The organism is Methylomonas lenta (assembly GCF_001644015.1).
Taxonomy (GTDB): Bacteria; Pseudomonadota; Gammaproteobacteria; order Methylococcales; family Methylomonadaceae; genus Methylomonas; species Methylomonas lenta.
Map to the genome: position 1 here is coordinate 65,608 of NZ_LUUI01000044.1, position 26,369 is coordinate 91,976.

At 41.0% G+C, this 26,369-nt stretch carries 21 protein-coding genes; 6 read left to right on the plus strand and 15 right to left on the minus strand.

Annotation, left to right across the window (positions count from 1 at the left end):
- Nucleotides 1–75 precede the first annotated feature (75 nt).
- From A1359_RS03100 to A1359_RS03160, 13 genes are all read right to left on the minus strand, one after another.
- The gene (locus tag A1359_RS03100) at nt 76–1,962 is read right to left on the minus strand and encodes an XrtA/PEP-CTERM system amidotransferase (RefSeq protein ID WP_066977834.1); all 1,887 of its coding nucleotides are present in this window, start codon (nt 1,960–1,962) and stop codon (nt 76–78) included.
- Between the two features lie 20 nt (nt 1,963–1,982).
- The gene (locus A1359_RS03105) at nt 1,983–3,137 is read right to left on the minus strand and encodes a TIGR03088 family PEP-CTERM/XrtA system glycosyltransferase (RefSeq protein WP_066977837.1); all 1,155 of its coding nucleotides are present in this window, start codon (nt 3,135–3,137) and stop codon (nt 1,983–1,985) included.
- Complete coding sequence (locus tag A1359_RS03110; RefSeq protein ID WP_066977840.1) at nt 3,124–4,323, minus strand: TIGR03087 family PEP-CTERM/XrtA system glycosyltransferase; 1,200 nt, start codon at nt 4,321–4,323, stop codon at nt 3,124–3,126. Before A1359_RS03110 ends, A1359_RS03105 begins: the two co-directional genes overlap by 14 nt.
- Before the next feature lie 6 nt (nt 4,324–4,329).
- Nucleotides 4,330–5,349, minus strand: coding sequence for a FemAB family XrtA/PEP-CTERM system-associated protein (locus A1359_RS03115; RefSeq protein ID WP_066977843.1), 1,020 nt, complete (start codon nt 5,347–5,349; stop codon nt 4,330–4,332).
- On the minus strand, nt 5,346–6,212 hold the full coding sequence (locus tag A1359_RS03120; protein ID WP_066977845.1) for an XrtA system polysaccharide deacetylase: 867 nt from the start codon (nt 6,210–6,212) through the stop codon (nt 5,346–5,348). The genes A1359_RS03115 and A1359_RS03120 overlap by 4 nt, the downstream gene beginning before the upstream one ends.
- An 8-nt stretch (nt 6,213–6,220) precedes the next feature.
- Nucleotides 6,221–7,348, minus strand: coding sequence for a non-hydrolyzing UDP-N-acetylglucosamine 2-epimerase (wecB, locus tag A1359_RS03125; protein ID WP_066977848.1), 1,128 nt, complete (start codon nt 7,346–7,348; stop codon nt 6,221–6,223).
- A 1-nt stretch (nt 7,349) separates the two neighbouring features.
- Nucleotides 7,350–8,378, minus strand: coding sequence for an XrtA/PEP-CTERM system-associated ATPase (locus tag A1359_RS03130; RefSeq protein WP_066977851.1), 1,029 nt, complete (start codon nt 8,376–8,378; stop codon nt 7,350–7,352).
- 20 nt (nt 8,379–8,398) lie between these two features.
- On the minus strand, nt 8,399–9,994 hold the full coding sequence (locus A1359_RS03135; protein WP_083960467.1) for a TIGR03016 family PEP-CTERM system-associated outer membrane protein: 1,596 nt from the start codon (nt 9,992–9,994) through the stop codon (nt 8,399–8,401).
- Nucleotides 9,981–10,874, minus strand: a complete 894-nt coding sequence (locus tag A1359_RS03140; protein ID WP_066977854.1) for an XrtA-associated tyrosine autokinase — start codon at nt 10,872–10,874, stop codon at nt 9,981–9,983. The genes A1359_RS03135 and A1359_RS03140 overlap by 14 nt, the downstream gene beginning before the upstream one ends.
- Nucleotides 10,875–10,889: 15 nt before the next feature.
- Nucleotides 10,890–12,425 carry an XrtA system polysaccharide chain length determinant gene (locus tag A1359_RS03145; protein ID WP_066977857.1) on the minus strand — a complete coding sequence of 512 codons (1,536 nt, stop codon included), beginning with the start codon at nt 12,423–12,425 and terminating at the stop codon, nt 10,890–10,892.
- A 36-nt stretch (nt 12,426–12,461) separates the two neighbouring features.
- The gene (locus A1359_RS03150; protein WP_066977860.1) at nt 12,462–13,157 is read right to left on the minus strand and encodes a polysaccharide biosynthesis/export family protein; all 696 of its coding nucleotides are present in this window, start codon (nt 13,155–13,157) and stop codon (nt 12,462–12,464) included.
- A 49-nt stretch (nt 13,158–13,206) separates the two neighbouring features.
- The gene (locus A1359_RS03155; RefSeq protein WP_232322090.1) at nt 13,207–15,624 is read right to left on the minus strand and encodes a tetratricopeptide repeat protein; all 2,418 of its coding nucleotides are present in this window, start codon (nt 15,622–15,624) and stop codon (nt 13,207–13,209) included.
- A gap of 296 nt (nt 15,625–15,920) precedes the next feature.
- Nucleotides 15,921–16,394 (minus strand): Crp/Fnr family transcriptional regulator, encoded by a 474-nt coding sequence (locus A1359_RS03160; RefSeq protein WP_066977867.1) that lies wholly within the window; start codon nt 16,392–16,394, stop codon nt 15,921–15,923.
- A 103-nt stretch (nt 16,395–16,497) separates the two neighbouring features.
- On the opposite strand from A1359_RS03160, the gene prsK reads away from it, so the two are divergent.
- Entirely contained in the window at nt 16,498–18,600 is a 2,103-nt protein-coding gene (gene prsK, locus A1359_RS03165) for an XrtA/PEP-CTERM system histidine kinase PrsK (protein WP_066977870.1), read from the plus strand.
- Nucleotides 18,569–19,942, plus strand: a complete 1,374-nt coding sequence (gene prsR / locus A1359_RS03170) for a PEP-CTERM-box response regulator transcription factor (protein ID WP_066977873.1) — start codon at nt 18,569–18,571, stop codon at nt 19,940–19,942. Before prsK ends, prsR begins: the two co-directional genes overlap by 32 nt.
- Nucleotides 19,943–19,968: 26 nt before the next feature.
- On the opposite strand, the gene A1359_RS03175 is transcribed toward prsR, so the two are convergent.
- A complete protein-coding gene (locus A1359_RS03175) occupies nt 19,969–20,823 on the minus strand; it encodes a transglycosylase SLT domain-containing protein (RefSeq protein ID WP_066977876.1) in 855 nt (284 codons plus the stop codon).
- 176 nt (nt 20,824–20,999) lie between these two features.
- Entirely contained in the window at nt 21,000–22,499 is a 1,500-nt protein-coding gene (xrtA, locus tag A1359_RS03180; RefSeq protein WP_066977879.1) for an exosortase A, read from the minus strand.
- A gap of 87 nt (nt 22,500–22,586) precedes the next feature.
- Here xrtA and A1359_RS03185 point away from each other — a divergent pair, with 87 nt between their 5' ends.
- Genes A1359_RS03185 through A1359_RS03200 form a run of 4 tightly spaced genes read left to right on the plus strand, consistent with a single transcriptional unit; the run spans nt 22,587 to nt 26,342 of the window.
- A complete protein-coding gene (locus A1359_RS03185) occupies nt 22,587–23,540 on the plus strand; it encodes a glycosyltransferase family 2 protein (RefSeq protein WP_066977881.1) in 954 nt (317 codons plus the stop codon).
- 47 nt (nt 23,541–23,587) lie between these two features.
- Nucleotides 23,588–24,835 (plus strand): glycosyltransferase family 4 protein, encoded by a 1,248-nt coding sequence (locus tag A1359_RS03190; RefSeq protein WP_066977884.1) that lies wholly within the window; start codon nt 23,588–23,590, stop codon nt 24,833–24,835.
- Nucleotides 24,820–25,725 (plus strand): hypothetical protein, encoded by a 906-nt coding sequence (locus A1359_RS03195; protein WP_066977887.1) that lies wholly within the window; start codon nt 24,820–24,822, stop codon nt 25,723–25,725. The genes A1359_RS03190 and A1359_RS03195 overlap by 16 nt, the downstream gene beginning before the upstream one ends.
- Nucleotides 25,722–26,342: a tetratricopeptide repeat protein gene (locus tag A1359_RS03200; RefSeq protein WP_066977890.1), complete on the plus strand. Its 621-nt coding sequence runs from the start codon at nt 25,722–25,724 to the stop codon at nt 26,340–26,342. The genes A1359_RS03195 and A1359_RS03200 overlap by 4 nt, the downstream gene beginning before the upstream one ends.
- Nucleotides 26,343–26,369 lie beyond the last annotated feature (27 nt).

A 26,369-nucleotide genomic window follows, 5' to 3' on the forward strand; every position in this document is an offset into this window, starting at 1 on the left:
TTGTTGGCACTCTAGCAAAATGCTTAGCACCTGTCTATTGATCAACTGTACAGTGTTTTCACTAAAAACCGACTTCTAAAGATTATTCCTTAAGAATGCCTCAAACATCAGCAACGACCAGATCGGTGCACTGTAATCACGTAATCCGGCCTGATGCTGGGTGACGATATGCTGTAAAAGATCTTGATTGAAATAGCCGGTTTGCTTCAGTGTATCGCCTAACAAAGCTTCCTGCACGCGTTGTTTTAAAGGGCCTCTAAACCAGCTACTTAGCGGTACAGAAAAACCCATTTTTGGACGGTACAGAATGTCATCAGGTAAATAGGATTCCAGCGACTTTTTAAATACATACTTGCCTTCGCGGCCATGTAATTTCAAATCCGGCGGCAAAGTGGCCATCCATTCCACTAATTTGTGATCCAACAGCGGCACCCGTACCTCCAAGGCATGCGCCATGCTGGCTCTGTCGACTTTGGTCAAAATATCGCCAGGCAAATAGGTTTTTAAATCAAGATACTGCACCATCGACAACGGATCGCTAGGCGCTTGTTTTTTATAACGGCGAAACACCTCAATAGCCTGATAACCATGTAACTGATTTTTTAGCTCATCACTGAACAACTGCTCGCGCATTTCATTGGACATGATGGAGACGCTATGAAAATAGCCCGCCATGGAATCGCGACCGATGGACTCCAGAGTGGATTTAGCCCGCAGAAACTTGGGTGCCCAATCCAGTTTAGGGTAGATTTTACCCAAGGTTGAAAACAGCGGCACCCTGATAGCGTCCGGTAGCAGTTTGCGCATTCTGTCTTCGTAAGTATGCCAACGATGCCGTCGATAGCCTGCCAGATTTTCATCACCGCCGTCGCCGGATAACACTACTGTAACTTGTTTTTTTGCCAGCTCACAGACCCGATAAGTCGGTAAAGCAGAACTGTCGGCATAGGGCTCATCGTACAAATCCGATAATTTATCAATAAGACTAAAATCGTCCGGATCGACTTGCTCAACCCGATGTGCGGTGTGGTAACGATCGGCCACTTGGGCGGCAAATTGCGATTCGTTGAATTTAGGGTCGCCAAAAGAAATTGAACAGGTATTGACCGGGTCAGGTGACAAACCTGCCATCATGGCTACCACCGCACTGGAATCCACACCGCCGGATAAAAAAGCCCCCAGAGGTACATCCGCCATCATGCGAATTTTAACGGCCTGCCGCAAGCGCTCGATCAAATCCTCTCCAGCCTCATTAACATCAGGATTTTTCGATACTTCAAATTTAACATCCCAATACTGCCGAGGTTGCCAATTTTGTTGACCGTGCTTGATAGTTAAACAATAACCTGGCTCTAATTTGTACACGCCTTGGTAAATGGTTTTTGGATCGGGAATATAACCAAAACCGAAATAATCTTCGATAGCCGTAGGATCAATATTTTTGGGCAACAGCGGATGCTGTTTTAAAGCTTTAAGCTCCGAACCGAAAATAAACTGACCATTGGACAAATGAGCGTAAAACAAGGGTTTGATGCCCAACCGATCACGCGCCAGAAATAGCGTTTGTTGTGCTCTATCCCAAATGGCAAAGGCAAACATGCCGCGCAAATGATCAACACAAGCCTCACCCCAGGCTTGCCAGGCGTATAAAATGACTTCGGTATCGCAATGGGTTTTAAAACTATAGCCCAGCGCTTGCAATTCCTCTCTTAAATCCGGAAAGTTATACACTTCGCCATTGTAGGTCAGCACTACATTCCCATCCTGGCTATGCATGGGTTGCTGACCGCTGGACAAATCGATAATGGATAAACGCCTATGTCCGAAGCCTAAACCTGGCTCGGTATGCAAGCCGCCTTCATCCGGCCCGCGATGGAACTGCGATTCATTCATTCGCGACAGTAAATCACGATCGATTTCGCTTTTACCGTTAATGTCAAAAATACCCACTATGCCGCACATATTAATTCCCTCGGGCTTGATTAATGCCTGTCATAAACTGTTTGATAACGCGCCACCATATTATCGATGGAAAATTCCTGCTGGGCCCGCATAAAAGCCGCTTGCGCAAATTGATGACGTTTCTGATCATCGGTAATCAACTCTAGCAGGGCGGCAGCCAATGCAGGTGGATTTTCTTTTTCAACCAAGTAACCGGTTTGCGCATGTAAAACCAGCTCGGGGTTTCCCCCAACATTAGTCGCTATAACCGGCAGACCGGTTGCCATGGCTTCTAAAATCGTATTTGAAATTCCTTCAGCCTTGGAAGGCAACACAAACACATCCAGGCAACGCAGAATCTGGGCAATGTCGTTACGTTCTCCAGGAAGCCAGGCTTTATCAGCTAGACCATTTTGATCCAGCAATTCAATCGCTTGCGCTCTTAAAGGCCCATCACCAATTAAGAACAAGCAGGCGCGATCGGCAAATGATTGGGATTGCTGACAAGCCGCAATAAAAGCCTTCACTAAGGTCAATTGATCCTTTACGCCATGCATGCGCCCGACGGTACCGATTACTAACTTATTATGCAAATCCAGTGGACAATTATGCGGAGATTGCCGGGTTTCCGACCTAGGATAAAATATTTGGGTGTCAACACCATTACAAATCCGGCTAATTTTCCTGGCTGGAATACCAACTTTTATCTGTAAATAATCCTGCAACTGATGCGACAGCGGTATAAATCGGTGTATCGTCAGCCCTAAAATGCGCCGCAACCACTGATATTTACGGTTGTTCCCATCAGGATCGAATACATCCCAGCCATGCTCGCCTTGTAGCCGATAAGGTACGCCGGCAAGCAGTGCGCAGAGTTGGTATTCAAGCGCGGCTAAATTACGGGTGTGGACTATCGCCGGCTTGAGTTGTTTTAGCAATTGATAGACTTTAATAAACGAATGCCAATCCTGTCCCGGCTGTTTATGTATTTCAAAAACAACCACATCCTGCCGCTGAATACGCTGACTAAAATCGGTGCTTTCGGTAAGGCAAATAATGGCGTGTCGATATCGATCAGCAGGTAAGCGATTGACCAAATTGATTAAACCGTTTTCAAGCCCACCAATGCCTAATCGATAGATAATATGCACAATCAAAGGCGGCAGATTTTGCGGCACAGATTTAGGTATCGTCATCAGCTATTAGTTGGCATAAGCGTTGGCCATTTTGTTGCCAGCTAAATTCGGCCTGCACAAAATGACGATTTTCTGCAATGGTAACGGTCGGTTGCTGCAAATAGGCAATAACCTGTTCGGCAAATGCAGTTGGACTATCAGCTACCGGAACTTGAATAGCACGATTAGCTTGGATGCCTTCCATTGCTGCCGGGGTAACCACAACCGCTTTGGCCATAGCCATAGCTTCTAAGACTTTATTTTGAATGCCTCTGGCAATTCGCAAGGGCGCCACTACTACACCAGCATGCGCTACATAGTTTCTTACATCGTCAACCCGCCCAGTCACAATTACCGCGTCATCTGCTTCTGCGAGTTGTAGGACTGACTTGGCCGGTTTGGAACCGACGATATAAAAGCGAGCGTTAGGCTGCTGTTGCTTAACTAAAGGCATCACCTGCTCGGAAAACCAAATCACAGCATCGATATTGGCCCAGTAATCCATGGCACCGGTAAACACAATAGCTTCCTCATTTGAGGTAAAAGGAGAGGCATAATCCAAAGCAGGATCGAAAAAATCGGTATCGACGCCATTATTGACATAGGTGATTTTGTCGGCAGTGGTAGGCGCTAATTGCTTGAATAACTTAGCTTCTTGCTCGGAAACAAACAGGGTTGCTTTAGACTGGCTGGCGATGCGTGTTTCGTAACTGAGCAATTTTTGCGCTTCACGGCGATAAACCCAGCTGGCTGGCCAAGTTTTACTGTTGGCATATTGCTGCCATTTATCAGAATCCACATCCACAAAGTCGGCAATCAGTTTTACGGCCGGATGTTTCTGTAGATATTGCGCCATAGGTGAGGAAAAAATCAGCGTCCGTTCGATAGATTGTTCAGAGATTGTTTTGTCCACCCAGGCTTGTAAAGCCTGATTACGATAATACGGCAAACTGAGTGCTTTGCCGCTCAAAAAACCACTCAGACTTTTAATCTTGCCAAGTTTGGGATGCAAATCAACACAAAAAGAATCTTTACAAAAAGGCTTTAAAGCATCGATATATTGCTTGTCATCCGGGTCATCGATGAAAGTGCCCAAATAAATCTCATATTTTTCTGCCAAAGCTTTCAAAAAATGAAACGAACGTATTTTGTCGCCTTTGTTGGGCGGATAAGGAATACGGTGAACCAAATAGAGTAATTTTTCCATGCTTGATCAGCCCAAGTCTTTAGCCAACCATGGCCCAATCAATTGACTTAACGGCAAGGGCAAGCGCTTCCAGGCCGCAATAAACAATTGATATTTGGGATTGAGCGGATTGATTTCGGGGATTTGTTGGGCTTTAACCAAATCAATTTCATAAAACAAAGGTTCCGGCTCAAATCCCCAATGCTTTTTAAACCGATAAGAGCCAGTACCTTCTTTACTACGACCAAAATCAAATACTTTGCAGCCTTTATCTACCGCCCGACGCATGACTTCCCAATACATAAAATCATTGCCTTTCAAATCGCGCGCCAAGTCGGTACCACCACCATAGTAGGGCAATACTTCGTCTTTGTAATAAAAACTCATGACACTGGCAACCAAATGCCCTTCATGTTCGACAGTCAAAATTTCGCAATCGTCGCCAAATACTTGTTTTAAAACTTGAAAATAACGCTTAGGGAAAACAGGTGTGCCTAAATTTCTAACACTTTCAGAATAGACCTGATAAAAACGCTCTATCAATGTGTCAATCACGCCGGTTAAGCCAGCTTTTATTCCCGCTCGAACCATAGCGCGTTGTTTACGAGGAATAGCTGCCATGTTTTTCTCATGATCGGCATCAATTTCTTTTCTAAAAGTAACGTATAGCTGCTTATGTGGCCAATTGGGATGTTGCTGTTGACGATTACGCATCTCCAGGCAATCAACCCCTAATTCACGCGCCAATTGTTGGGCTTGAGCTTCTAATGCACTAAAAGCTTGATTATTTCTAGCAACGATGCCGCCATAGACACAAAACGCATTGGAAATTAATGAATTGCCAAACAACAGGCTTTTAATATGCACCAAAGGCAAGATGCCGGTGATTTCACCCTCTTGCTCGGTAAAATAATAATAGGTTTTATGGCTAAATGCCTGTTGGAAAACCTGCTGCCAAGCCGAAAGATGAAAAAAACTGGCTCCATCCGAAGCCCTGACAAAATTATCCCAGCGCTGATAATCAGCGGGTTCAAGTAGTTTGATCATGATGGTATTTTTGCGATCTGCGGGCTTATAAAAACCTGTTGCATGGTATCCCAGGCAAAGTCATTGAGGAGGTTATTGAGTCGATTCTCTACCCGACTCAAATTTAAATAATGTCTAAAACGTGATTTGAACGGCAGATTTTTCTGGCGAGGTTGATCAGGGTCAATTTCCCAGGGATGGAAATAAAAAATGCCGGACTGCTTTTCGAATGTGTTGATATATTGGTAAGCCGCTTTGGAAAATAAATAGGGATACAAACGAAAAAACCCACCGCCGCCACAAGGTAAGTTTTTAGATCCAAGTTTTAAGGTGGTAATGGGAATTTCAAGCAGGTATTGAGTATTTTCAGGTCTAAATGCAAAACGCGGCGCAGAAGGCATACCGTATAAATCATGCTTTACCGGATAAATACTGGAGCTGTATAGATGCCCTTCTTCTTCCAATACCTGTAAGGCCCAAAGATTGCTGGCACCTATAGAATAACTAGCAGCCCGATAGCCAATAACAACCTGTCCGCCAATATCTTCCAGAATCTGTTTGGTTTTTTTGATATCGGCTCTGAATTGTTCCGGCGTTTGTTCGGTAACTCGAATATGTTCATAGCCATGAGAGGCCAACTCATGACCTTCGGCGACAATACGCTTTATCAACTCAGGATAACGTTCCGCGACCCAACCCAAAGTAAAAAAAGTGGCTTTAACCTGATGCTGTGCAAATAAATCCAAAATCCGGAAAGTATTAGCTGCAACACAATGCTGCAGAGTATCCCATTGTGATTTGGCAATATGTTTTTCAAATGCCGAAACCTGGAAATAGTCCTCGACATCGACAGTCATAGCATTGATTACGCCAGGTGTTGTCATGATAAACCTCAATTGCCCGGCAGATAGCGACGCACAATTTCCGCCACAATGCGTTGCGCTGCTTGACCATCCCAGTATTCGGGAATACGTCCAGTTTTGCCACCGCTGATTAAAATATCATCCACACATTGCATTATTTTGGCCGTATCAGTACCCACTATTGTATTAGTACCTTCGGTAACGGTTATAGGGCGTTCGGTATTTTCACGCAAGGTAATACAAGGCACGCCTAATGCAGTGGTTTCTTCCTGTAAGCCGCCCGAATCGGTTAAGACTAATTTAGCTGATTGCATCAAACCCAGCATTTCCAGATAACCTACCGGCGGCAACATAATTACTCTGTCTTCCGGTAATTTGTCTAATAAACCAGCCTGGGTGATTTTTTGTTGGGTTCTCGGATGGACCGGGAATATTACCGGCAATTTTTGACTGACTTCACCAATAACACTAATTAGCTTCGTCAATGTATCGATATCATCCACATTAGACGGTCGATGCAGGGTTAACAAAGCATAATTTTTTGCCTGAATATCTATTTTGCAGCCATAGTTATGCAGCGTAGTTAAAACAGGGGATGCTTGTTGACAGTTGCTTAATAGGCTGTCGATCATGACATTACCGGTAAAACAAATTCGATCGTCCGAAACACCCTCTTTCTGCAAGTTATCGGCTGCGGCACGCTCAGTAGTCAATAACAAATCTGAAAGCTGATCGGTCAAAATTCGATTAATTTCTTCAGGCATTTCTCGATCATAACTGCGTAAGCCTGCTTCAACGTGAATTAAAGGTATCTGTTTCTTAACTGCAACTAAGCCACAAGCGATGGTGGAATTCACATCGCCTACTACCAACACTGCAAAGGGTTTTATTTCATCCAAAACCGGCTCAAACTGCAGCATAATGTTGGCGGTTTGAACCGCATGGCTCCCTGATCCCACGCCTAAGTCTTTATCGGGCTCAGGTATTCCCAGTTGCTGGAAAAAAGTGTCTTTCATTGCCTGATCATAATGCTGCCCAGTGTGCACCAAATAAGGCCTAATCAGATGATTAACGTTTTGTAGTTGACGAATAATTGGCGCCATCTTCATGAAGTTGGGCCGTGCCCCGACGACACAAACCAGAGTTTGTTGTTTCATTTCATTCCTTTCCATTATCTGAGTACACCGTATCCATATCCAGCTGAATTAAAATGGCCTTTCTTAACAAGGATTTTTCTTTGTTCACATCGGCTTGCAAATGATGCACATTATTCTCCAGGCGATTTAACCTATCATCTAAAGAACCTGCCTCAGCATCAGAGTAACGTGTTACAGAAATAGTGGTCGGGGCAGTTTGTTCATCCCGATCTTCAAGCAGCATTTCCTCATTAACTTCAGCAACCACTTTTTCAACAGCCTGGCTATCCAGTAAAGTTAACTCTTCTAAATAGCCAAACAACAACAATCTATCGCATAAGGAATTAATGCGACGGGGAGTGCCCGCAGAAAACTTGTGAATTTCAGTAAACGTATCCGGAGCAAATTCTGGGTTTCCCTGCCAACCTGCTGTTTGCAGTCGAAAAAGAATATATTCTTTGGTTTCCTCTTCATCTAGGGCATCTAAATGATAAGTCGAAACAATACGCTGTTTAAGTTGCTCCATATCAGGAGCATAGATGGTGCGTTTTAACTCTGGCTGACCCAGTAAAAATACTTGGAAAACAGGCACGCCATTGACATCCAAATTGGTCAACATGCGCAATTCTTCCAGAGATTGTTTGGGTAGATTTTGCGCTTCATCAACAATTAACAATAACCGTCGCCCTTCTCTGGCGTTCTCGACAATAAACTTCTCGAAACTGGTTAGTAAGCTGGCTTTATCATTATGTAGATATTGAAAACCAAATGTAGAGGCGACCAAACGCAGGGTATCTTCTGGCCCTACGTGTGAAGTCATCATCACACCAATCAATAATTTTTCTCTATTCAAATTTTTGACCAGGCTTTTAACCAACATGGTTTTACCAGTCCCGGGAGATCCCGTGACCAGCACAAAACCTTCACCCTGAGTTAGGCCATATTGCATATACGCTAAGGCACGTTTATGTACAGAGCTTTGAAAGAAAAAATCAGGATCAGCACTTAATTGAAACGGCTGTTGTGTAAGGTTATAAAATCCGTCGTACATAAATATAATAGAAAAATAGTTTAAAAACGAACCGCAAAATTAGCAGTTGCACGATTTTCAGTATAATCATTAATGGTGATATCAGACTTCTGTTCTATATGCCGAAATTCCAAGTTTGTATTCATTAATAATGGACGACCTAAATTGATGGGTATAGAACGATTTAAGCCAAGAGCAACATCATAACGGTCATTATTAGAGCCATTAGTACCTGTACTATTAATGGTTTGCCACAAGGGTTGTAAATAGAAATTAAGCCGAGGTTGGAATTGCCATTGCCAACCTGCAGAGGCACCATATACATTATCTTCTTCAGTACTTTGTTCATATGTACGCCGTGTATTGTAAACAGAGGCATTATAAGAGCTTTTACCTGATTGATATGTTAGCGAAAGATTAGCCGTCTTATTGATAATTACATCATTGACTAAATTAGGCGAATTAATAATAAACTGTTGGGGCTGTTGTGTTACAGGATCAATCACTGTATCACCAAAAGGATTAGTTAAACTAAATACTTGTTGTGCGGCTAATATTTGTTGAGCAGTTGTGGTATCTTGTGAATAATTAAAATTAACAGCCGCTTGTTGTAAACGATAATTTAATTGTGCATTCCATACATTGCCTGTATTAAGACCAACGCTTCTATTTTCGTAAGTGATGTGGGAAGTAAAATTTGCAGATGGGTTTAGATTAATAGTAACTTGACTATTATTACCATAACCTGCCTCTAGGGAGTAAAACTGGCTGGGGCTCCACTGCCCACCAAATGTGTAGAAAAACCCATTGCTAATATCATTATTTAAGGTCTGATAATCATTGTTTTCATAGCCAAAATTAGCAAAAACATTGTATTTACGACTGAAGTAATAACGAGCATCACCTTGGTATTGTTCAAATCTAACATCATCACCAGAGTCTCTATTTTGATCTTGCGCTGAGTAGTTCAAATTCCATCTAACTAGATTAAATTTACTTCCACTTGACAATCTTGCTTCTCTGGTAAAGCTATCAGAGTCTGAAATTGGATTTGGGTATAATGTGGAAGTACTACTGTTATTGGCATTATCAAAAGTTGACTTCTGATAACCAGCTTTTAACAGGCCGCTAGCATACTGTCCAAACTTAGGCGTCCAATAGGGTGAAATACTAAAGTTTCTGGCATTTGTTCGATTGTTATCACCTGTTAAATTATCAGTTGCTATAAATGAGTTATTTGTATTTACTTGGCTGATAGAACTACTAGTCTCCAAAAACAGCCTATTACGCACCACCTGATACAAAGAATTCATCTGCAATTGATGGTTGATATCTACCGCATCATTACCACCAGCATTATATAAACCTTGCAACCGGTAATTTAAATTAAAATTACTCCAAGGCGATGAACCATATATGGAAACCCCTGGCGCAACTTCAGTTACAAAACCGCTTCTTTTTGCGGTATTTGATAAGTTAAGATTATCAGAAAACATTTCGGTCAGAGATAGACTAGGTGTCAACCGCCAATCGAAGGCTAAAGCCTCTTTTTCAAAAGCCACTCCATACAACAGGGTTAAAAGAAAAGACTTCAGAACGACATTCTGTAAATATACCCTTCCTTTATGGGTGTCCATATTTACCATAACCATAGTTATAACCGTATAGATCAAGTTCTTTTTTGGTTTTATTTAAAAGCGTCATCACTACATCGCAATTAGCCAATTTAGCAATTGAATCATTGACGACGCTTTGCGGTGTTTCTTCTGCTGCAATAACCAAAACAACCTGACCTACTAGTTCCGCTAAAATTTGAGCCTGTGTGGCCACTAATAAAGGTGGAGAATCAAAAATCACAATTCTATCTTTATATCGGCGACTGACCTCTTCTGCAAAATGATACATTCTCTGGCTGGACAGTAATTCTGTCGAATATTTATGTCGTTTTCCAGCAGGTATGACATTTAAATTATCCAGATCTGTTTTTAACATAATATCTGAAAAGGTGATTTTGTCGTTTTCTAAATACTCAATTAACCCAGGCGATTGTTTGATTCCCAACTGTTTAGATATACTCGGTTTTTCCACATCTGCATCAATGAGAAGTACGCTTTTGTCTAATTCATTAGCTATACTCAAAGCCAAGTTAATAGAAATGAATGTTTTTCCCTCTCCTGGCAAACTGCTACAAATCAAAATCAAATTGGAGCGAGAAATCCCATTAGCTTCTGCACCTTGAATATTATTCACTAAAGGTCGCTTAATAACCCTAAACTCCTCCGCCAATTGTGATTTACTATCATTATGATCTATAAAGCCTTCCTCAGCTAAAGCTTTCCAATTTATACTAACTTGGTTATCTAGAGGTACTTTTACTTCATTATTTTCAGCGCTATTTTCAACCTTAACAATAACAGCCTGATCAGCATCCACTGGTGGCTGTGTAACAACTTTTGGCTTATTATCGACTAAAACTTGATTATTGGCTTTTTTTAAAGCGTTTTCAATTATGCTCATTATTTTTACCCAAGGTTACTTGATAATCTCAAATAACATAATGCCAATATATCCTGTGATTATCATCAAGATTGTAATTAGCAATAACCAATCAAAGTTTTTAGCTTTAAATATACCTTGATTTGTCAAAGACACCCCACCCAAAGAAGGTAACCCGGTTACCACCCTAACTTGCCTGGTTGACATAAAAACCGGACGTATAAAATAAATAAGAAAAGCAACACCAAACCCAACTACTAATCCCCCTGCTAAAATTAACGAATAAAAAAGTATTCGATTTGGTGATGATGGCTTTGAAGGTTTAGTTGGAGGATCAGCAATTTTAAATTTTAACCGGGACGTTTGATCATCAACGCTCTCGGTGATATGAGCTTGCTCTCGGCGCTCTAGAAGCTCTGAGTACTTACCATTGATAGTTTCATAATCTCTATTAAGGTTTTTCATCTCAGTTTCAACAGCAAGCTTTTCATTCAACCCTTCTTCAACCTTGACTATCCTGTCACGGATTGAGTTAATTAAAGCTTGATTTGAAGCTACTTCGGCTTGCGCATTATCAAAACCCATTTTTAATGCTTGTACATAAGGATTTGACAATTTTTTTGGCCCTATAGAATCTGACTCAGAAATAACTTCATCCTTATTATTAAGGTCCATCTGTTCTTTTAACGTATTAATCAACCTGTCAATAGAAATAATCTCAGGGTGTTTGTCAGTGTACTTGATTAATAATTCTGTTTTTCTATCAATTAATGAGGAAATCCTTGGGTCCGCTTCTTGTTCGACATCCGTTGTTAAACTAGCCAACCCCCAATCTTCGTCGGAGTCTTGAACCTCCTCGACCTGTTCTGCAAGCACATTCTTTCTTGCAATGGTTTGCTCTAAACTCACATTAGCCGCATTTAGCTGTTCTTTTAATTGATTTAGCAATGAAAATTGATCTGAAGCACCCAGAAATAAGTCTAGATTTGCCCGTTTAAAATCTTCTTTAGCCTTTTCAGCTTCTTGTAACCTTATCTCATAATCACGGAGTTGATGCTCGATGAATTGTTGTGCATCACTAGCGTCAGCCATTGCCTTGCCTTGCGCTTGCTCCGAAAACACCGTCAGTACTGCCTGTACAACACTTTTTGCCGTTTCCGGATCGGTAGATGAGTAGGCAATATCAAATATATCCTTATCTCTGGCGCCCGATATGGTTATATCTTTTTTGAGTTTCTCAATAAAGTCTGCATTGACCACAGCACCTGTTTTAGCTGGTTTTAGTTGAGACAACTCAATAACTTTCTCTAAATTAGGCCTGGTAAACATCAGCTGTTGAATTATCCGGATAAGCGCAGAAACATCAGGATCAATTACCATACCTCTCATCAATGGCCTAATAATTGTAGAGGAATCGATATGCACTTTCGCTTTTGATTCAAATTTATCTGGCATCATAAAAACATAAGTCCAACCACATATACAAACTAATAGGCCAAACATTATTGCCACTCGCTTATATTTCAGCGTACCTTTTAAATAAAAATATACTTCAGATAATTCTTGCTGCATTTTTTGCTTTAACGCCTCAAAATATTGATTCTATATTTAGAAATAAGCATCAGGGATAATCAATATATCACCGGGCATCATTAATACATTCGCCGACAAATCCGCGTCATCAATCAAATCATCAATACGCACTCGATAGGACTTTAAGTCTCCATCAACTTCGCGAATAACACTTGATCTATTACCATCAGCGTATTGATTTAGGCCTATTTGAATGATTACATCCAGCAGAGTCATACCTCTTTCATAGGGTATGGACTTTCCTTGATAACGCCCAATTCCGCCACTACCGCCTCCACTTCCGCTTATACCACCGCCACCGCCTCCGCCTGATGCACCGCCTCCACCTCCAATTCGACCAATTACGCGAATCTGCTGATCCCTGACACCTTTAAAGCCAGAGACCATGACTACGACTTGTGGGCTTTTTACATAAGTTTCTAGGACTTTTTCTATATCTCTAGCCAATTGAAAGGGGGTTTTCCCACTGGCTAGTAATTCTTCAACCAAGGGAACTGTGATTTTCCCATCCGGCCTCACTGCAGCAGAGGTTGATAACTCCGGATTACCCCATACAAATATATTGACGCTATCACCTGGCCCGATTTGATAGGTGTAATCTGAAGTCTGACTTACGTCTTCTAGCAAAGGCTGGAAACAACCCATCAGACTAATCAGAAAAATGCATAACGCAATTCGACGCCCTATTGTGAAACACTTCAACTGTATCATGCTCAAAAATTCCTCATCCTATCAACCTCATAATATTAGCTTAGTAATCCTATTTGTGCTCTAGCTCTTTAAGGCGTTTTTCAGCATCCTCTTTTCCAGTAAAACCTCTTTTCTGTTTCTCTGACAAGGATAATGCTTGTTTCAGCTCCACTATCGCGGTTGCCTTATTTCCGTTATTCAAATGAGCCACGCCTAAATGATATCTAATCTCAGGCATTTTAGGCTCTTTGACAATCAAAGATTCTAGCAAAGCCAAACCTTCACTGGTTTTGCCATTTTTCACCAAACCCCATGCGTAGGTATCCTGTAAATATACATTATCAACCTCTTTAAAGCGTTCAGCCATGGACAAGCCTCTTGCCACATCATCACTAACACTGGAGTCAATCAACAATGCAGCCAGGTTATTGATTGCCAAAGTAGTATCGGGGGATTTCTCAATAACACTTTCGTAAATCTTACGGGCTTCGTTTTTATTGCCCAGTTGCTCATACAGACCAGCCAAAGCCAATGATAATTGAGGATTATCCGGATTGTCTTGTAGGCCCTTGATATAAACTTCTTTTGCCCCTTCAGCACTCTTGGTTAACACGGCTTCCACTTTAGCTAAGGCTAAATAAAGCGGCACTGACTTGTCCGGCGACTGTTTAATCTGACTGCTTAACAGCTGCTTGGCTTTGACATAATCCTTATTCGCCATATAAAGATCACTTAAAACCCCTACAATAGCCAAATCTTCTGGATGCTTTTTCTGTTGCGACTCAAGAAAAGCAATTGCTTTATCACGTTCCTTAAGCGCTTCATATGACCTAACCAAATTAACCATTGAGTTGACATGGCCGGGAAATTCATTCAGCAACTGCTCATATAACTTTACAGCATCTGCATACTGACCCTTACCTTGGAGAATATTGGCTTGCAAATACATAGGAACAGCTTTATTTTTGGAAAACAGCGCAATTCGCTGTACCGTTTCCTGAGCATCATCCCATCGTTTTTCCGATATATCTAAGTCAGCTTTATTGGTCAATAACAATATTTGATTAGGCTTGGCATTTAATGCTTTATTCAAATACTGTCGGGCTGTTTCTTTTTGATTGGCCTGTAAATAGCCACTATAAACGGGGATGAAAGCTTGAATATTGGCTGGATTTAACTCTAAAGCCTGTTTAAAGTTTTTTTCCGCTTGTTTCTGATCTTTTTTCAAGCTATATGCTTGTCCCAACAACATAAAGGCTTGATCTGAATCGTTTTTAGTCCAAACTGTTTTATTTAGCAAGTCGATAGCGTCATCAATTTTATTTTGCATTAAAAATAACCGGGCTTTTAGCAAGCTGGCATCAACAAAATCAGAGTTTGTGGCTAAAATAGCAGAAATTTCTTTTTCTGCTTTATCGAGTTCTTTTTTATTTAAATCTATTTCAGCGAGGATTGTTCGCGCAGTCAAACCTGTTTTGTCGTTTTTATCTACATCTGCCACTTGTTTCAAACCAGATGCTGCATCATCTGCATATCCCGACACCAACATCCACTTTGAAAGTTCTAATGCAAGAGCAGGTGTATTCTTAGCGCCAGCCATCATTGTCTTAAATTCAGGGCTAACACCTTCCTTATTTTTTGCATTTAAAAATTCAAGCAAGACAATTTTTGGCTCTACATTATCTGGCTTTTTAGCAACCATCTCACGCAAAAGCGTTTCAGCTAATTGCAATTTGTCTGTCATAGCATAAATTGATGCGAGACTTAATTTAAAATTTTCAGCATCAGGATAGATTTCAATCAACTGTTTATAATCATCAATCACAGCCTCAATGTTATTTTGTTTGGCATTAATCTTGATTTTAAAAAGTCTAAGTGGTAAGTTTTTTGTATCCTTTGTTAATGCTGTATTAACCATTTCCAGAGACTGGTCAAACTGGTTATTTTCAAAGTACATTGCTGCTTTTAATGACAACGCATCGATGCTACCTGCATTGACTGCCAAAACCGAATCGATAATTTCGCTAGCCTGCTCTTTTTTCTGTTGTCTGATATAAACAGAGGCTTTTAACAGCTTTGCTTCTTCGCTAGCAGGATTTGACTGCAACACAACATCAGCTTGTTCTAGTGCTTTATCCAAATCACCAAAAAGCAAATTTACTTTGCCAAGTTTCTGCCTTGCCTCAGTATTATTAGGATCAAGCTCAATGGTTTTTATAAGGTTTTCCCGCATTGACTTGAAATTATTACTTTTCTCATCCAAAAGAGCCATGTAATAATAAGTATCTGACCGCTTATCTTCACTTTGACTAGATGTTTTCAGCTCCAGTATTGCTTTATCATATTCGCCTTTTTCAAATAACTCCTTACCTTTTTGTAAGTGATTTTCGGCTGCTTCTTCTGGCGAATCGCAAGCTGCTAACACCAACGCTCCAATCAATATAATTGGCGCATATAATTTATTATTTTTAGCTTTACTGGTCAACACTACTAACTCCATAAAATATTTATTACATATATTTTTTAATTGCTTTTAACTCAGTTCATATAATCAACAACGATAAATCAGATTCACTTCAATTATTAAAACTCTTGTCATACCTAAAAACCACAACCTATTTTCAGGTAAAAATAATAATAAATCATCTGGTTTATTCATTAAACTCTTCGTAACAATCCAATAAATTACAACAAACCCAGCATAACTAATTTTCAGAGGCTTTCCGTGAACCTTATTGAAATTCATAGAACTTAAAGCCAAGATACTGCTCAAAAGAACCATATCTAAAGATATTTGTCAATATCATGCGCTTTTATACCCCATGCAAGCAAATTTTCAATCCGCTCATTAGCCAACTCTACTCTTTGGGCCATGACCTTAAAAACCGCCTTTAAAAACAGATACCCCTGAGCGGGATGACTATCTAAATACCCGCTTAGCTTGTCACTTCGAATTTCTATAATGCAAGCATCGGTCAAGCTGATTACCGAAGCAGTTCTTCTATGATCAGCATATAAGCAGATATCACCAAACAAAGCGCCTGCATCCAAATCGCACAACCCGGGATTGACCTTGATTTTACCCTCAATTTCCGTCCCGCCCAGCACTCGCAACTGACCTTCTTCAAGCAAGAACAATGAATTCCCGATATCTCCTTTTTCTATGACTTTTTCATTTGCTTTATACCAACGTTTTTGCCATGCATCGCCTTCTAAAAACTGAGGACTTGTTAAGATTTCGTCTAGTATTTTTTTCATACCCTTGTGCTCTCTAAATCCAACACCCCTAGTCAATTCAAACAATCGCTATAATGATTAATGAAAACACACATCCATCGGCTTTAGAAAACCCTTAAATATTATGGAAAAGTTCATTTTTTTTAGCTATCTGAGTGCGGCAATAGCTTATACAATTTTATTTTTATTCGCTATTACGAGAATTAAGCGGCATTGGCTTTTCATTACAGCGGTAGCTTTTTCTATACTGTGGAGCGCGAATGTAGTTCGAGCAACCCAAGACAGCCAGTTCTTCATCGCAGACACATTGGTCTTTGAGACTTTACGAAACATGTTTTGGACTTTATGGCTCGCCACTTTGATATCCAAACAACGCTACAACAACAATTTTCAGTACGTTTTACGATCCAGACTAGCGCCAGCCATTGGCCTATTGTTTTTACTGACAGGAATTATAGAGGGTTTTCCAAGTTTTCTGGACTTTATTCGGCTTCAGACTGATTCTGATCCTAGGTTTTTTGCGCATGTGGTGTTTGCTGTAATTGGCCTTATTCTCATCGAACAGCTTTACCGTAACACTCCCTTAAACCAGCGCTGGAATATTAAATATATCTGTTTAAGTCTCGCAGCATTATTTTTGTTTAATTTGATTGTTTACAGCAAATCCCTGCTATACAAACACTTAGACATACCTCTGTGGCAATCGCGCGGCATTCTTAATGCCTTAATGGTACCGCTTTTAGCCATCTCTCTACCAAGGCTAGACCTACCTAGTTTCAATACAGCACACTCAGTCCCTAGGAAAACCATTTTTTATTCCACTATTTTGTTTGGCTGCGGTGCTTACCTAATTTTGATGTCGGCCACTGGTTACTACCTTAAACAAGCTAATGCTGAATGGGGTGAAACGATACAAACAGTGTTCATTTTTCTTGCTGTCTTATTGTTGTTTGTGTCTTTTACGTCTGGAAAAATGCGTGCATTGGCCAAAGTATACTTCGGTAAACATTTTTTCCATTATAACTATGACTATCGGGAAGAATGGCTAAAAATCAGCAAAGCACTGGCTAAACTTGAATCCATGGGTGAACTCAAAGACTTTATCATCACCACTTTGACTAATTTAGTAGAGAGTACTGGTGGCGGACTCTGGCTAAAAAACGAACAAAGCCGGTTTTTCTTAGCCGCAGAACAAAATTTACGCTTGTCTCCGCAGGAACTTGATCACTTTAAGAACAACCATGACCTGCCTACTTATTTATCCAAAAAACAATGGGTGATCGATTTTTTTGAATTAGCGCATGCACCAGAAGTCTATGATGACATCGACTTATCACCCTGCTGTTCTGAAGACAGTCAAATATGGTTGATCGTGCCGTTGTTTCATCTAAATAACCTGGAAGCTTTTGCTGTGCTCACACAGCCCAGAGCCCCCAGAAAGCTTAACTGGGAAGATCATGATCTGTTAAAAACAGTCGGCATGCAATTAGCCAATGCCCTCGCCCTTAACAAAGCCAGCGAGGCATTAGCCAATAATCGTCAATTTGAAACCTACCATCGGCTTTCTGCCTATCTGGTACATGACCTGAAAAACATTGCAGCCCAACTAGGACTTATAGTCAAAAACGCGAATAAGCATAAACATAATCCCGATTTTTTTGATGACACTATCGATACACTCAATAATGCTGTTAATAAAATGCAGCATATTGTGAATCAATTAAAACAAGGCAAATCCATACCGTCCGCAAAATCGCTAATTAATCTTGCAGACATCATCAAAACCATACAACACCAACACAAGGGACTTCCTGCCCTGTCAATTGTAACGACTGTTGATGTATGCTTGATCACAGTAGATCCGATCAAGTTGACCAGTGTTATCACTAATCTTATACAAAACGCTCAAGACGCCACACAAAAACCAGATGGCTGGGTGAAACTTGTTTTAACAACAAAGCCAGATTATGCTGTACTTGAAATCATAGACAACGGCATTGGTATGGATTCATCATTTATAGCCGAGCGATTGTTTAAACCCTTCGATACCACAAAAGGTAATGCTGGCATGGGTATCGGTGCTTATGAAGCAAGGGATTTTGTATTAAAAAATGCCGGTCACTTAGATGTTGATAGCATACCTGATCAAGGCACTACATTTAAATTACAACTTCCACTATCACAACCCAAAACTTATGACTCCATCGAACCTGCTATTGATTGTTGAGGACGACCCCGGCCTACAAAAACAGCTTAAATGGAGCCTGGATGACTATGAAATCATCCTGGCAGGCAACAAAGCAGAAGCGATTACTGCTCTCAGGCGACACATGCCCGCCGTTGTTACACTTGATCTCGGTCTACCGCCAGACCCAACCAATGCCAGCGAAGGACTTGCCACTCTGAAAGAAATACTCGAGTTAGCACCTGAAACTAAAGTCATAGTCGTCACGGGTAATGATGATCGCTGTAATGCCATTGAAGCGGTTGCCATGGGCGCATACGACTTTTACCAAAAACCGATTGATGCCGACGTGCTCAATATGATTATTGCCCGGGCTTTTCATTTACAAGCCCTAGAACAGGATTTTCGCAAGCTCCAACAACAGCAAACATTTTCAACTGGCATCATCGCTACCAGTTCGCAGATGCTGACAGTGATGCGCATGATAGAGCGTATTGCGCCCACTCAAGCAACCACCCTGCTACTTGGAGAAAGCGGCACCGGCAAGGAATTACTTGCGAGAGCATTACATGAGAAAAGCTCACGAGCCAAAATGCCTTTCATCGCTGTCAATTGTGCAGCCATCCCTGAGAGCTTGCTAGAAAGTGAATTATTTGGTTATGAAAAAGGCGCCTTCACTGGCGCCGTAGTCCAAACCAAAGGTAAAATTGAATACGCCGAAGGTGGGACTTTTTTCCTGGATGAAATTGGTGACTTACCTTTTGCACTCCAAGCCAAGTTACTTAGATTTATTCAGGAAAGAGTTATCGAGCGCATTGGTGGACGCAAAGAAATTGCAGTTGATGTACGTATAGTTTGCGCAACCCATCGTAACCTACAAGAATTAATAGCAGAAAATTTATTCAGAGGCGATCTATACTTCCGTCTCAGCGAAATCACCATCGAGATACCGCCACTCCGCGAACGTGAAGGCGACATCATGGCCATTGGCAATACATTGCTAAAACGCTACTGCAAAGATAATCACTGTAAAGAAAAACGTTTCTCACCCGAGGCCGCTCAAGCCATTGAAAATTACGCCTGGCCAGGCAATGTCAGAGAAATGGAAAATAAATTGAAGCGAGCGGTTATTATGTCCGATAACGCATTAATCAGTTTGGAAGACCTGGAGATGTCGGCACAACCAGAAAATTCCATGCCATTAAATTTAAAAGCGGTACGCGAATCGGCTGAGATTGCCGCCATCAAACGGGCACTGCATTACAGTGATTACAACGTGGCAGAAACCTCAAGACTTTTAGGCATAGCTCGCCCAACTCTATACAGCTTATTGGAAAAACATAATCTACAAGACCTAATTCGCAACCAACTTGATCAAGCGTAATTTAAGCAGTTGCCTGGATTACCCCTTTAGGTTTTTTGCTCTACATCAAATTTCTTAAGTTCTTTGGCGGGCACTGGATGTGAGGTTTTTTGATAGTGTGAAAGAATTTGCTTCACATAATTTTGTGTTTCACGGTATGGAGGGATGCCTTGATATTGCTCAACCGCACCTTCACCAGCATTATAAGCTGCCAGGACCAGATCTACCTTACCGTCGAAATGGCGCAACAACCAATGCAGATAGGCCGTTCCACCTTTAATATTTTGAATCGGGTCCCAGCTATTTATTACGCCAAATCGAGCAGCCGTTTCTGGAATCAATTGCATCAAACCTTGCGCATTCTTATTAGATTCAGCATTAATGTTAAAAGCCGATTCAGCACTAATCACTGCCATTACCAATTCAGGGTCGATACCGTAATGTGGCGCAATCTGATTCACCCAGCCTTCAACCACCTTCCTGTTTGGATTTTGAACTGCAACTAACTTTAACTCAGGCACTGGCTTGGCTTGCTTACAAGTTGCATCTTCAAGTGGCGAAACATTTGTAAATCTATCCAGCATTTTTTGCGCATGCTTATCGCCTGCATCAGCAGCTTGTTTGAACCATCGTACGGCTAGAGACAAATTACGTGGCATACCGCGACCATTAAAATACATAAACCCCATGTTATAAGCGGATTCCCGGTCGCCCTTTAATGCCTCTTGGCAATACAACAAAAAAGCCTGCTGAAAATCTTGCTTGATCCCATCGCGTCCATGTTCGTAATTGGCAGCCAATTTACGCACAGTATCCGGCGTCTCAGTCATACCTCCAGCCCAAACCAATTGAGCAAAGATACTCAGCAAAAATGCGCACATCAATTGTTTTATATGAATCATAAGGTCTCGACTATGGTTTCTGCGCTAAATTTACAAAAAAAACCAGCACACTAAGCAAGTTAATCACAGATGCCCCATTAGAAAACAGATAATCACAAAAGGGCATTGCACGAAAGGACATATTGGCGCGCAAAATACCGTACTAGCATGAAATGGGATGGACTGAGTTGCTATCTTTACATACAACAAGCCTGAGCAACCTTGATCAATCTATTTCTGGCTTCATCATAATTACCATGCGGCGTCTGAGTGTACAAAACAATCATTAACTCCGGAGAAGCATCACCTGTCAATCGCTTAAGCAATTGCAACCATTTCGCATAATAGGGATTCGAAGTATTCGTTTTTCCCACCCGGTACCACCGCAAAACAAACAAGTCACGTTGTGTGCTATTCAAAACCGATTCGTCAATCATAACGGGGCCACTCTCTGGCCAAGTCAATGCTGCTTTTTCATTACGCACTATCCGCCAAACTGGATCTTTTTGTCGCGCTAAATAATTTTGTGAGTTAATTAACTCACCACCCTGCGATTCATCACCAAAATTCACAAAATACATGGCAACAGGCTGTACCTCATCATCAAGGTAATACCTAAGATCAGCCATAACTCCTTTAAATTGAGGCTCCCATCCCCAATCTGGTGATTTGAGCTCTGAATTAAGCGACCCTTTTATCAAACCTGAAGGTATCTCAGCTTTCACCATTTGCTTAGCATGTAATTCTTTGGCAGTAACAGGCCAAATCCCCATGCAAATCAAAACAACTAACATGACAAGTAAAGCATTATGCTGACTAGCATCAACAGCCTCACCTTCGGACATTGAATGCGGAATATTGGCATCTGGATGATCCTGCCAAAATGAACCCACATAAAACATTAACAGCATCACCAGACCAAAAAACACCCAACCATAGATAATGTGGTCAACACCAGTTGCCAGCTTCATACTACTTAAATGACCTATCATCACAATCATATAGGCACGCAAACCATTCGCCAAAATCGGCGTCAGAAATGCAGCCAGCATAAAAATCGCACGTTTTTTATAGCTAGTATAATTTAGGTACGCATACACGGTACCTAATGTGAATGAAGCAATCACATACCGCAACCCGCTGCAACCTTCAACGACTGACCAATTCCCTGATGTCAAGGTAAAAAAAGTGCCTTCACGATAAACACTAATGCCTGTCAACCGCAACATGCCAACCACAAAATCTGCAGTAAAGTCCATTAGCCAAGGGATAAATTCCTCACCAAATGGCACCATTAAAAATAAAAACAATAACGGAAATAACATTTGTGATGCAGTGCGATTGCCTAAAACCGCCCAAATACCGCCAACCAAAATCCCTACTACCGCCCATTGTCTTATAACCAGAACGGACACCAAATCTGCAACCAGCCACAAAAACCCACATCCGAGCACAAAAAACACAGCCAACCAACTGAAAGAGGGTCTTAAATCTCTATAATTCGCTCTTCTCAACCAAATCAGCCACAAACTAATAGGAACAACCAGATAGCCGTGAGCAAAGGTTTCAGATCGCTCCCAGATAGAAACAATGGACGTCCAGGTAGGATAAAAAGCTATAATCGAACCTAAAGAAACCACAAACAAAGCCATTAATGGCTTTTGCCAGTGGCGGGGTAAATTCACGCTGTTTAGCATTAATCCTCCTCGAAACAATGTAAACCATTGTAAACTTGATTCATGAAATTCATATAACAACCTTAACTATTACCTTCTGGATCAACTATGAAAATCAGCGCCGTAATTCCCGCCTATAACAGCGCAAAGTTCATCGCAGCAGCCGTAAACAGCATCAATGCTCAAACCACGCCAATTTATGAAATCATCATCATAGACGACGGCTCAACAGACAATACCGAACAAATCGTAGCAAAATTGTCTGGTAACATTAGCTATTACAAGCAACCTAATCAAGGTCCCTCTGCTGCGCGCAATAAAGGAATAGAAATAGCCACAGGCGACTGGATTGCGCTTTTGGATGCCGACGACCAATGGACGGCAAATAAAACCATGCTTCAACTTCAAGCACTAAAAGCAAACCCTACATTGCATTTCATTTTTGGTGACGAGGCAGAAATTGATACTGAAGAAAACGTCATTACACCATCAAGCCTTGACAAACATTACCTTTTAACTGAATTAAAAAAAAATTCCGGTGAACCCATACTCAACGCTTTGGCGGCCTTGGTAAAAAAGAACTTTGTCCCCACCAGTTCCGCATTATTCAAACGCAGCACCGCGTTAGAAGCAGGATCATTCAATTCAGCCATTCGTTTTGGCGAAGATCTGGAGTTATGGGCCAAAATTGTCGCGCATTATCCGGCCACTTGTGTACCAGATGCATTAATCCTTCGCAGGAAACACAATGACAGCGCGACAACAGCAACCGAGCGTATGCTATCCCAACTACCCATGGTTATGTCTTCAATTCGCCAGCATACAAAATCGCAGCTAATCTCACAAAATATTGACCCTAACAAAATGGTTGCCGACGCCTATTGGACACTAGGTTATTGGTACTTTGTAGCCGGTGACAAATTGAATGCGCGGCAGGCATTTTTGCAAAGCTTAAAAGAGAAATTAGACACCCGGTCATTGTTATATTATTTAACCTGTCTATTGCCGCAAGCATGGATAGCACTTATCAGACAGATAAGACAAAAATTCACAAACTACTAAACTTATGAGATTATCTTTTACACATTTATAAAAAACTGTAATCCTTAATGGCACCAAAAGACCAACCCAAACATATTCTCTATGTTGAAAACGGCATAGGTTACGGCGGCGCAATCATCTGTCTCCGCCATCTGGTCAGAAATCTGGATAGAAGCAAATACCTTCCCATGGTCGTTACTGGTCGTACAGGCCCGCAATATAGGGAAATTGCCGAAGAAGCACTCTGGAAGCACATTCCAGATCGCTTGATTGACATCGTCAGCCTACAAAGAATTCTAGCTGCGCAAACCTGGCCTGACAAATTGCCCGGCATACGCTTCCTAACTCAGCAACTACTGGCTAGATTAGATGACTTAATCAATTTCCTACCTTTTTTCATTCGCTTGCTATGGACTGCATGGCGCTTTAAAGCCGATTTAATCCACGCCAACAACGAACCACTCTGCAACCGTGCAGCCCTGCTTGTAGCAAAATGTCTAAGCATTCCAAGCATTTGCCATGTTCGGGGCGACCAAAATGGCTCACACTCGATGCGTTGGGCATATTCCTTACCCGATCATTTCATCTCGGTATCCAACTGGGTGGCTAACAGCGTTCATAAGAAACTGGATATCCCAAACGAAAAAATCAGCGTAATTTATGATGGTATCGAATTAGAAAAACTCGACATTAATGCCGACGGTAACAGTTTCAGAAAACAGTTCGAAATTCCACAAGAGGCATTTGTCGTTGGCTTAGTCGGCCTTTTGATCCCTTGGAAAGGACAAGAGCTATATCTGGATGCTGCAGGTTTAATAAAGGATAAAATCCCAAACCTTAAGATGATGATCATTGGCGGCACACCAGAAGATTGCATAGACTACGAAAACGAACTAAAACAACGTGTTATAGAAGATAAATTACAAGCAATAATTAAATTTACCGGGCACATAGACAACATGCAACAAGTTTATGCTGGACTTAATATTGTTGTTTCGGCATCAACCAGCCCGGAACCGTTAGGCACTGTCGTCATTGAAGCCATGGCCATGGGAAGAGTTTTGCTTGGTCCAAACCATGGAGGGGCAAGTGAAATGATAACTAGTGGTGAGACGGGCTTACTATTTAATCCAGGAGAGGCTGATTCCCTGGCTGAATCGATAATACAACTCTACCAGTCGGAACGCACAAGACAACATTTGGGACAAGCGGCACGGGCAAACGCTTTAAAAGCGTTCTCAATAAAAAAACACACACAAGCCGTAGAAGGCATTTACTCAAATTTATTATCTAAAAAGCCATGTTCTATCAATTAAAAGATAAGATAAGCCGCTTTAAATTTTTACTAGCCTGTAAAAGAATATACAAAACGCCACCTGTTATAGCCCAGACAGAGAAACCAGTTGCCGTATTAACACAGTTACAACATAAAGACGTATTGTTATTTTTAATTGCCATCAAATCATTTACAAAAAATGTAGCTATAAACAAAGTTATCATCATAAATGACGGCAGCCTCACATCCAACGACTTAAATACACTAAAAACACATATACCTATCTGTGAAATACACGAAGCTAAAGAATTTGTTGACGACAACTGCCCAATGGGCGGTTGCTGGGAGCGACTCCTTGCAATAGCGCATTTTGTTCAAGATTACTATGTAATTCAACTAGACAGTGACACACTAACCATTTCAGACATCCCGGAAATCAACCACAATATTGACTCACAAACTGGTTTTGTTATCGGCACATGGGATAATCAAACAATAGAATCAATGAGTATTTGTTCGAAACGAGTAAATCAAAATGTACTCATTGATTCAGACAGCCATGTACAAATGCTTGCTGAGGCCAATTTTGATAAACTCGCCAATATAGAAAATTTAAATTATGTGCGAGGGTGCGCTGGCTTTACTGGTTTCCCTCAAAAATCTTTTGATAAAGATTTTGTCGTTGAACTTTCTCAAGCAATCGAAAATATCATAGGCAAAAAATGGTACCGCTGGGGAAGCGAACAAGTGATGTCCAACATAGTGATTGCAAATATTAATAAAAATATGGTACTTCCCCACCCAAAATATTGCGACTGTACAAAAATAGAAACACAAACAACAAGTTTTATCCATTTTATTGGTGAGTGTAGATTTAAATCAAACACTTACCAAGAACTAGCTAAAGAAATTATAGACAGTCTAAAATGAATATTAATCGCAAACTTATTTATTTAATATTTATAAAATTAATTTTACTTGCAAAACCAGTGCTGGCATTAGAACCGTGGGAATCTGCTTTAGCGAGAGGTGTAGATCCCACTATGGCGGCCCTGTCCGTACCGCCGTTTTGTCAGGGAAATTCGGGTATTATTTACATTGACAACAAATATAAAAACGTAGATTGGAAGCAAAAGTTTGGTGGAGATTTTACCTATATAAACCATTATTGCAATGGCAAGCCTAGAACAGCCATTTGCTATCAATATCCAGAAAAGGAAATGAAAGCATGCTTAACGCATCAACTAGAAGGAACATCATATGCCATCACTCATTCATCCGATCCAAACTACGCCTTACTTCCTTTTCTTTATAGCGAAAGGGGAAAACTTCAAACTGATATCGGCAACTATAATGATGCTATATCAGACTTTCAAACCGCCATTAACAAAAACAAAAAGTTTATGCCCTCTTATATTGGCCTAGCAGACGCATACATAAAATTAAAGAAATTCGATGATGCCGAAAAAGTCATTAAACTGGGTCTAGAACAAAATCCCAACCATAAAAGCTTATTAAAAAAACTTAAAAAACTTAAAACTAAATAGCTATTAATGCATAAAATAATGCCTCAA

What these genes read in the sequence shown, in the direction of transcription:
- A1359_RS03100 (WP_066977834.1), bottom strand. Translation starts at nt 1,962, where the DNA reads ATGTGCGGCATAGTGGGTATTTTTGACATTAACGGTAAAAGCGAAATC.
- A1359_RS03105 (WP_066977837.1), bottom strand. Translation starts at nt 3,137, where the DNA reads ATGACGATACCTAAATCTGTGCCGCAAAATCTGCCGCCTTTGATTGTG.
- A1359_RS03110 (WP_066977840.1), bottom strand. Translation starts at nt 4,323, where the DNA reads ATGGAAAAATTACTCTATTTGGTTCACCGTATTCCTTATCCGCCCAAC.
- A1359_RS03115 (WP_066977843.1), bottom strand. Translation starts at nt 5,349, where the DNA reads ATGATCAAACTACTTGAACCCGCTGATTATCAGCGCTGGGATAATTTT.
- A1359_RS03120 (WP_066977845.1), bottom strand. Translation starts at nt 6,212, where the DNA reads ATGACAACACCTGGCGTAATCAATGCTATGACTGTCGATGTCGAGGAC.
- wecB (WP_066977848.1), bottom strand. Translation starts at nt 7,348, where the DNA reads ATGAAACAACAAACTCTGGTTTGTGTCGTCGGGGCACGGCCCAACTTC.
- A1359_RS03130 (WP_066977851.1), bottom strand. Translation starts at nt 8,378, where the DNA reads ATGTACGACGGATTTTATAACCTTACACAACAGCCGTTTCAATTAAGT.
- A1359_RS03135 (WP_083960467.1), bottom strand. Translation starts at nt 9,994, where the DNA reads ATGGACACCCATAAAGGAAGGGTATATTTACAGAATGTCGTTCTGAAG.
- A1359_RS03140 (WP_066977854.1), bottom strand. Translation starts at nt 10,874, where the DNA reads ATGAGCATAATTGAAAACGCTTTAAAAAAAGCCAATAATCAAGTTTTA.
- A1359_RS03145 (WP_066977857.1), bottom strand. Translation starts at nt 12,425, where the DNA reads ATGCAGCAAGAATTATCTGAAGTATATTTTTATTTAAAAGGTACGCTG.
- A1359_RS03150 (WP_066977860.1), bottom strand. Translation starts at nt 13,157, where the DNA reads ATGATACAGTTGAAGTGTTTCACAATAGGGCGTCGAATTGCGTTATGC.
- A1359_RS03160 (WP_066977867.1), bottom strand. Translation starts at nt 16,394, where the DNA reads ATGAAAAAAATACTAGACGAAATCTTAACAAGTCCTCAGTTTTTAGAA.
- prsK (WP_066977870.1), top strand. Translation starts at nt 16,498, where the DNA reads ATGGAAAAGTTCATTTTTTTTAGCTATCTGAGTGCGGCAATAGCTTAT.
- prsR (WP_066977873.1), top strand. Translation starts at nt 18,569, where the DNA reads ATGACTCCATCGAACCTGCTATTGATTGTTGAGGACGACCCCGGCCTA.
- A1359_RS03175 (WP_066977876.1), bottom strand. Translation starts at nt 20,823, where the DNA reads ATGATTCATATAAAACAATTGATGTGCGCATTTTTGCTGAGTATCTTT.
- xrtA (WP_066977879.1), bottom strand. Translation starts at nt 22,499, where the DNA reads ATGCTAAACAGCGTGAATTTACCCCGCCACTGGCAAAAGCCATTAATG.
- A1359_RS03185 (WP_066977881.1), top strand. Translation starts at nt 22,587, where the DNA reads ATGAAAATCAGCGCCGTAATTCCCGCCTATAACAGCGCAAAGTTCATC.
- A1359_RS03190 (WP_066977884.1), top strand. Translation starts at nt 23,588, where the DNA reads ATGGCACCAAAAGACCAACCCAAACATATTCTCTATGTTGAAAACGGC.
- A1359_RS03195 (WP_066977887.1), top strand. Translation starts at nt 24,820, where the DNA reads ATGTTCTATCAATTAAAAGATAAGATAAGCCGCTTTAAATTTTTACTA.
- A1359_RS03200 (WP_066977890.1), top strand. Translation starts at nt 25,722, where the DNA reads ATGAATATTAATCGCAAACTTATTTATTTAATATTTATAAAATTAATT.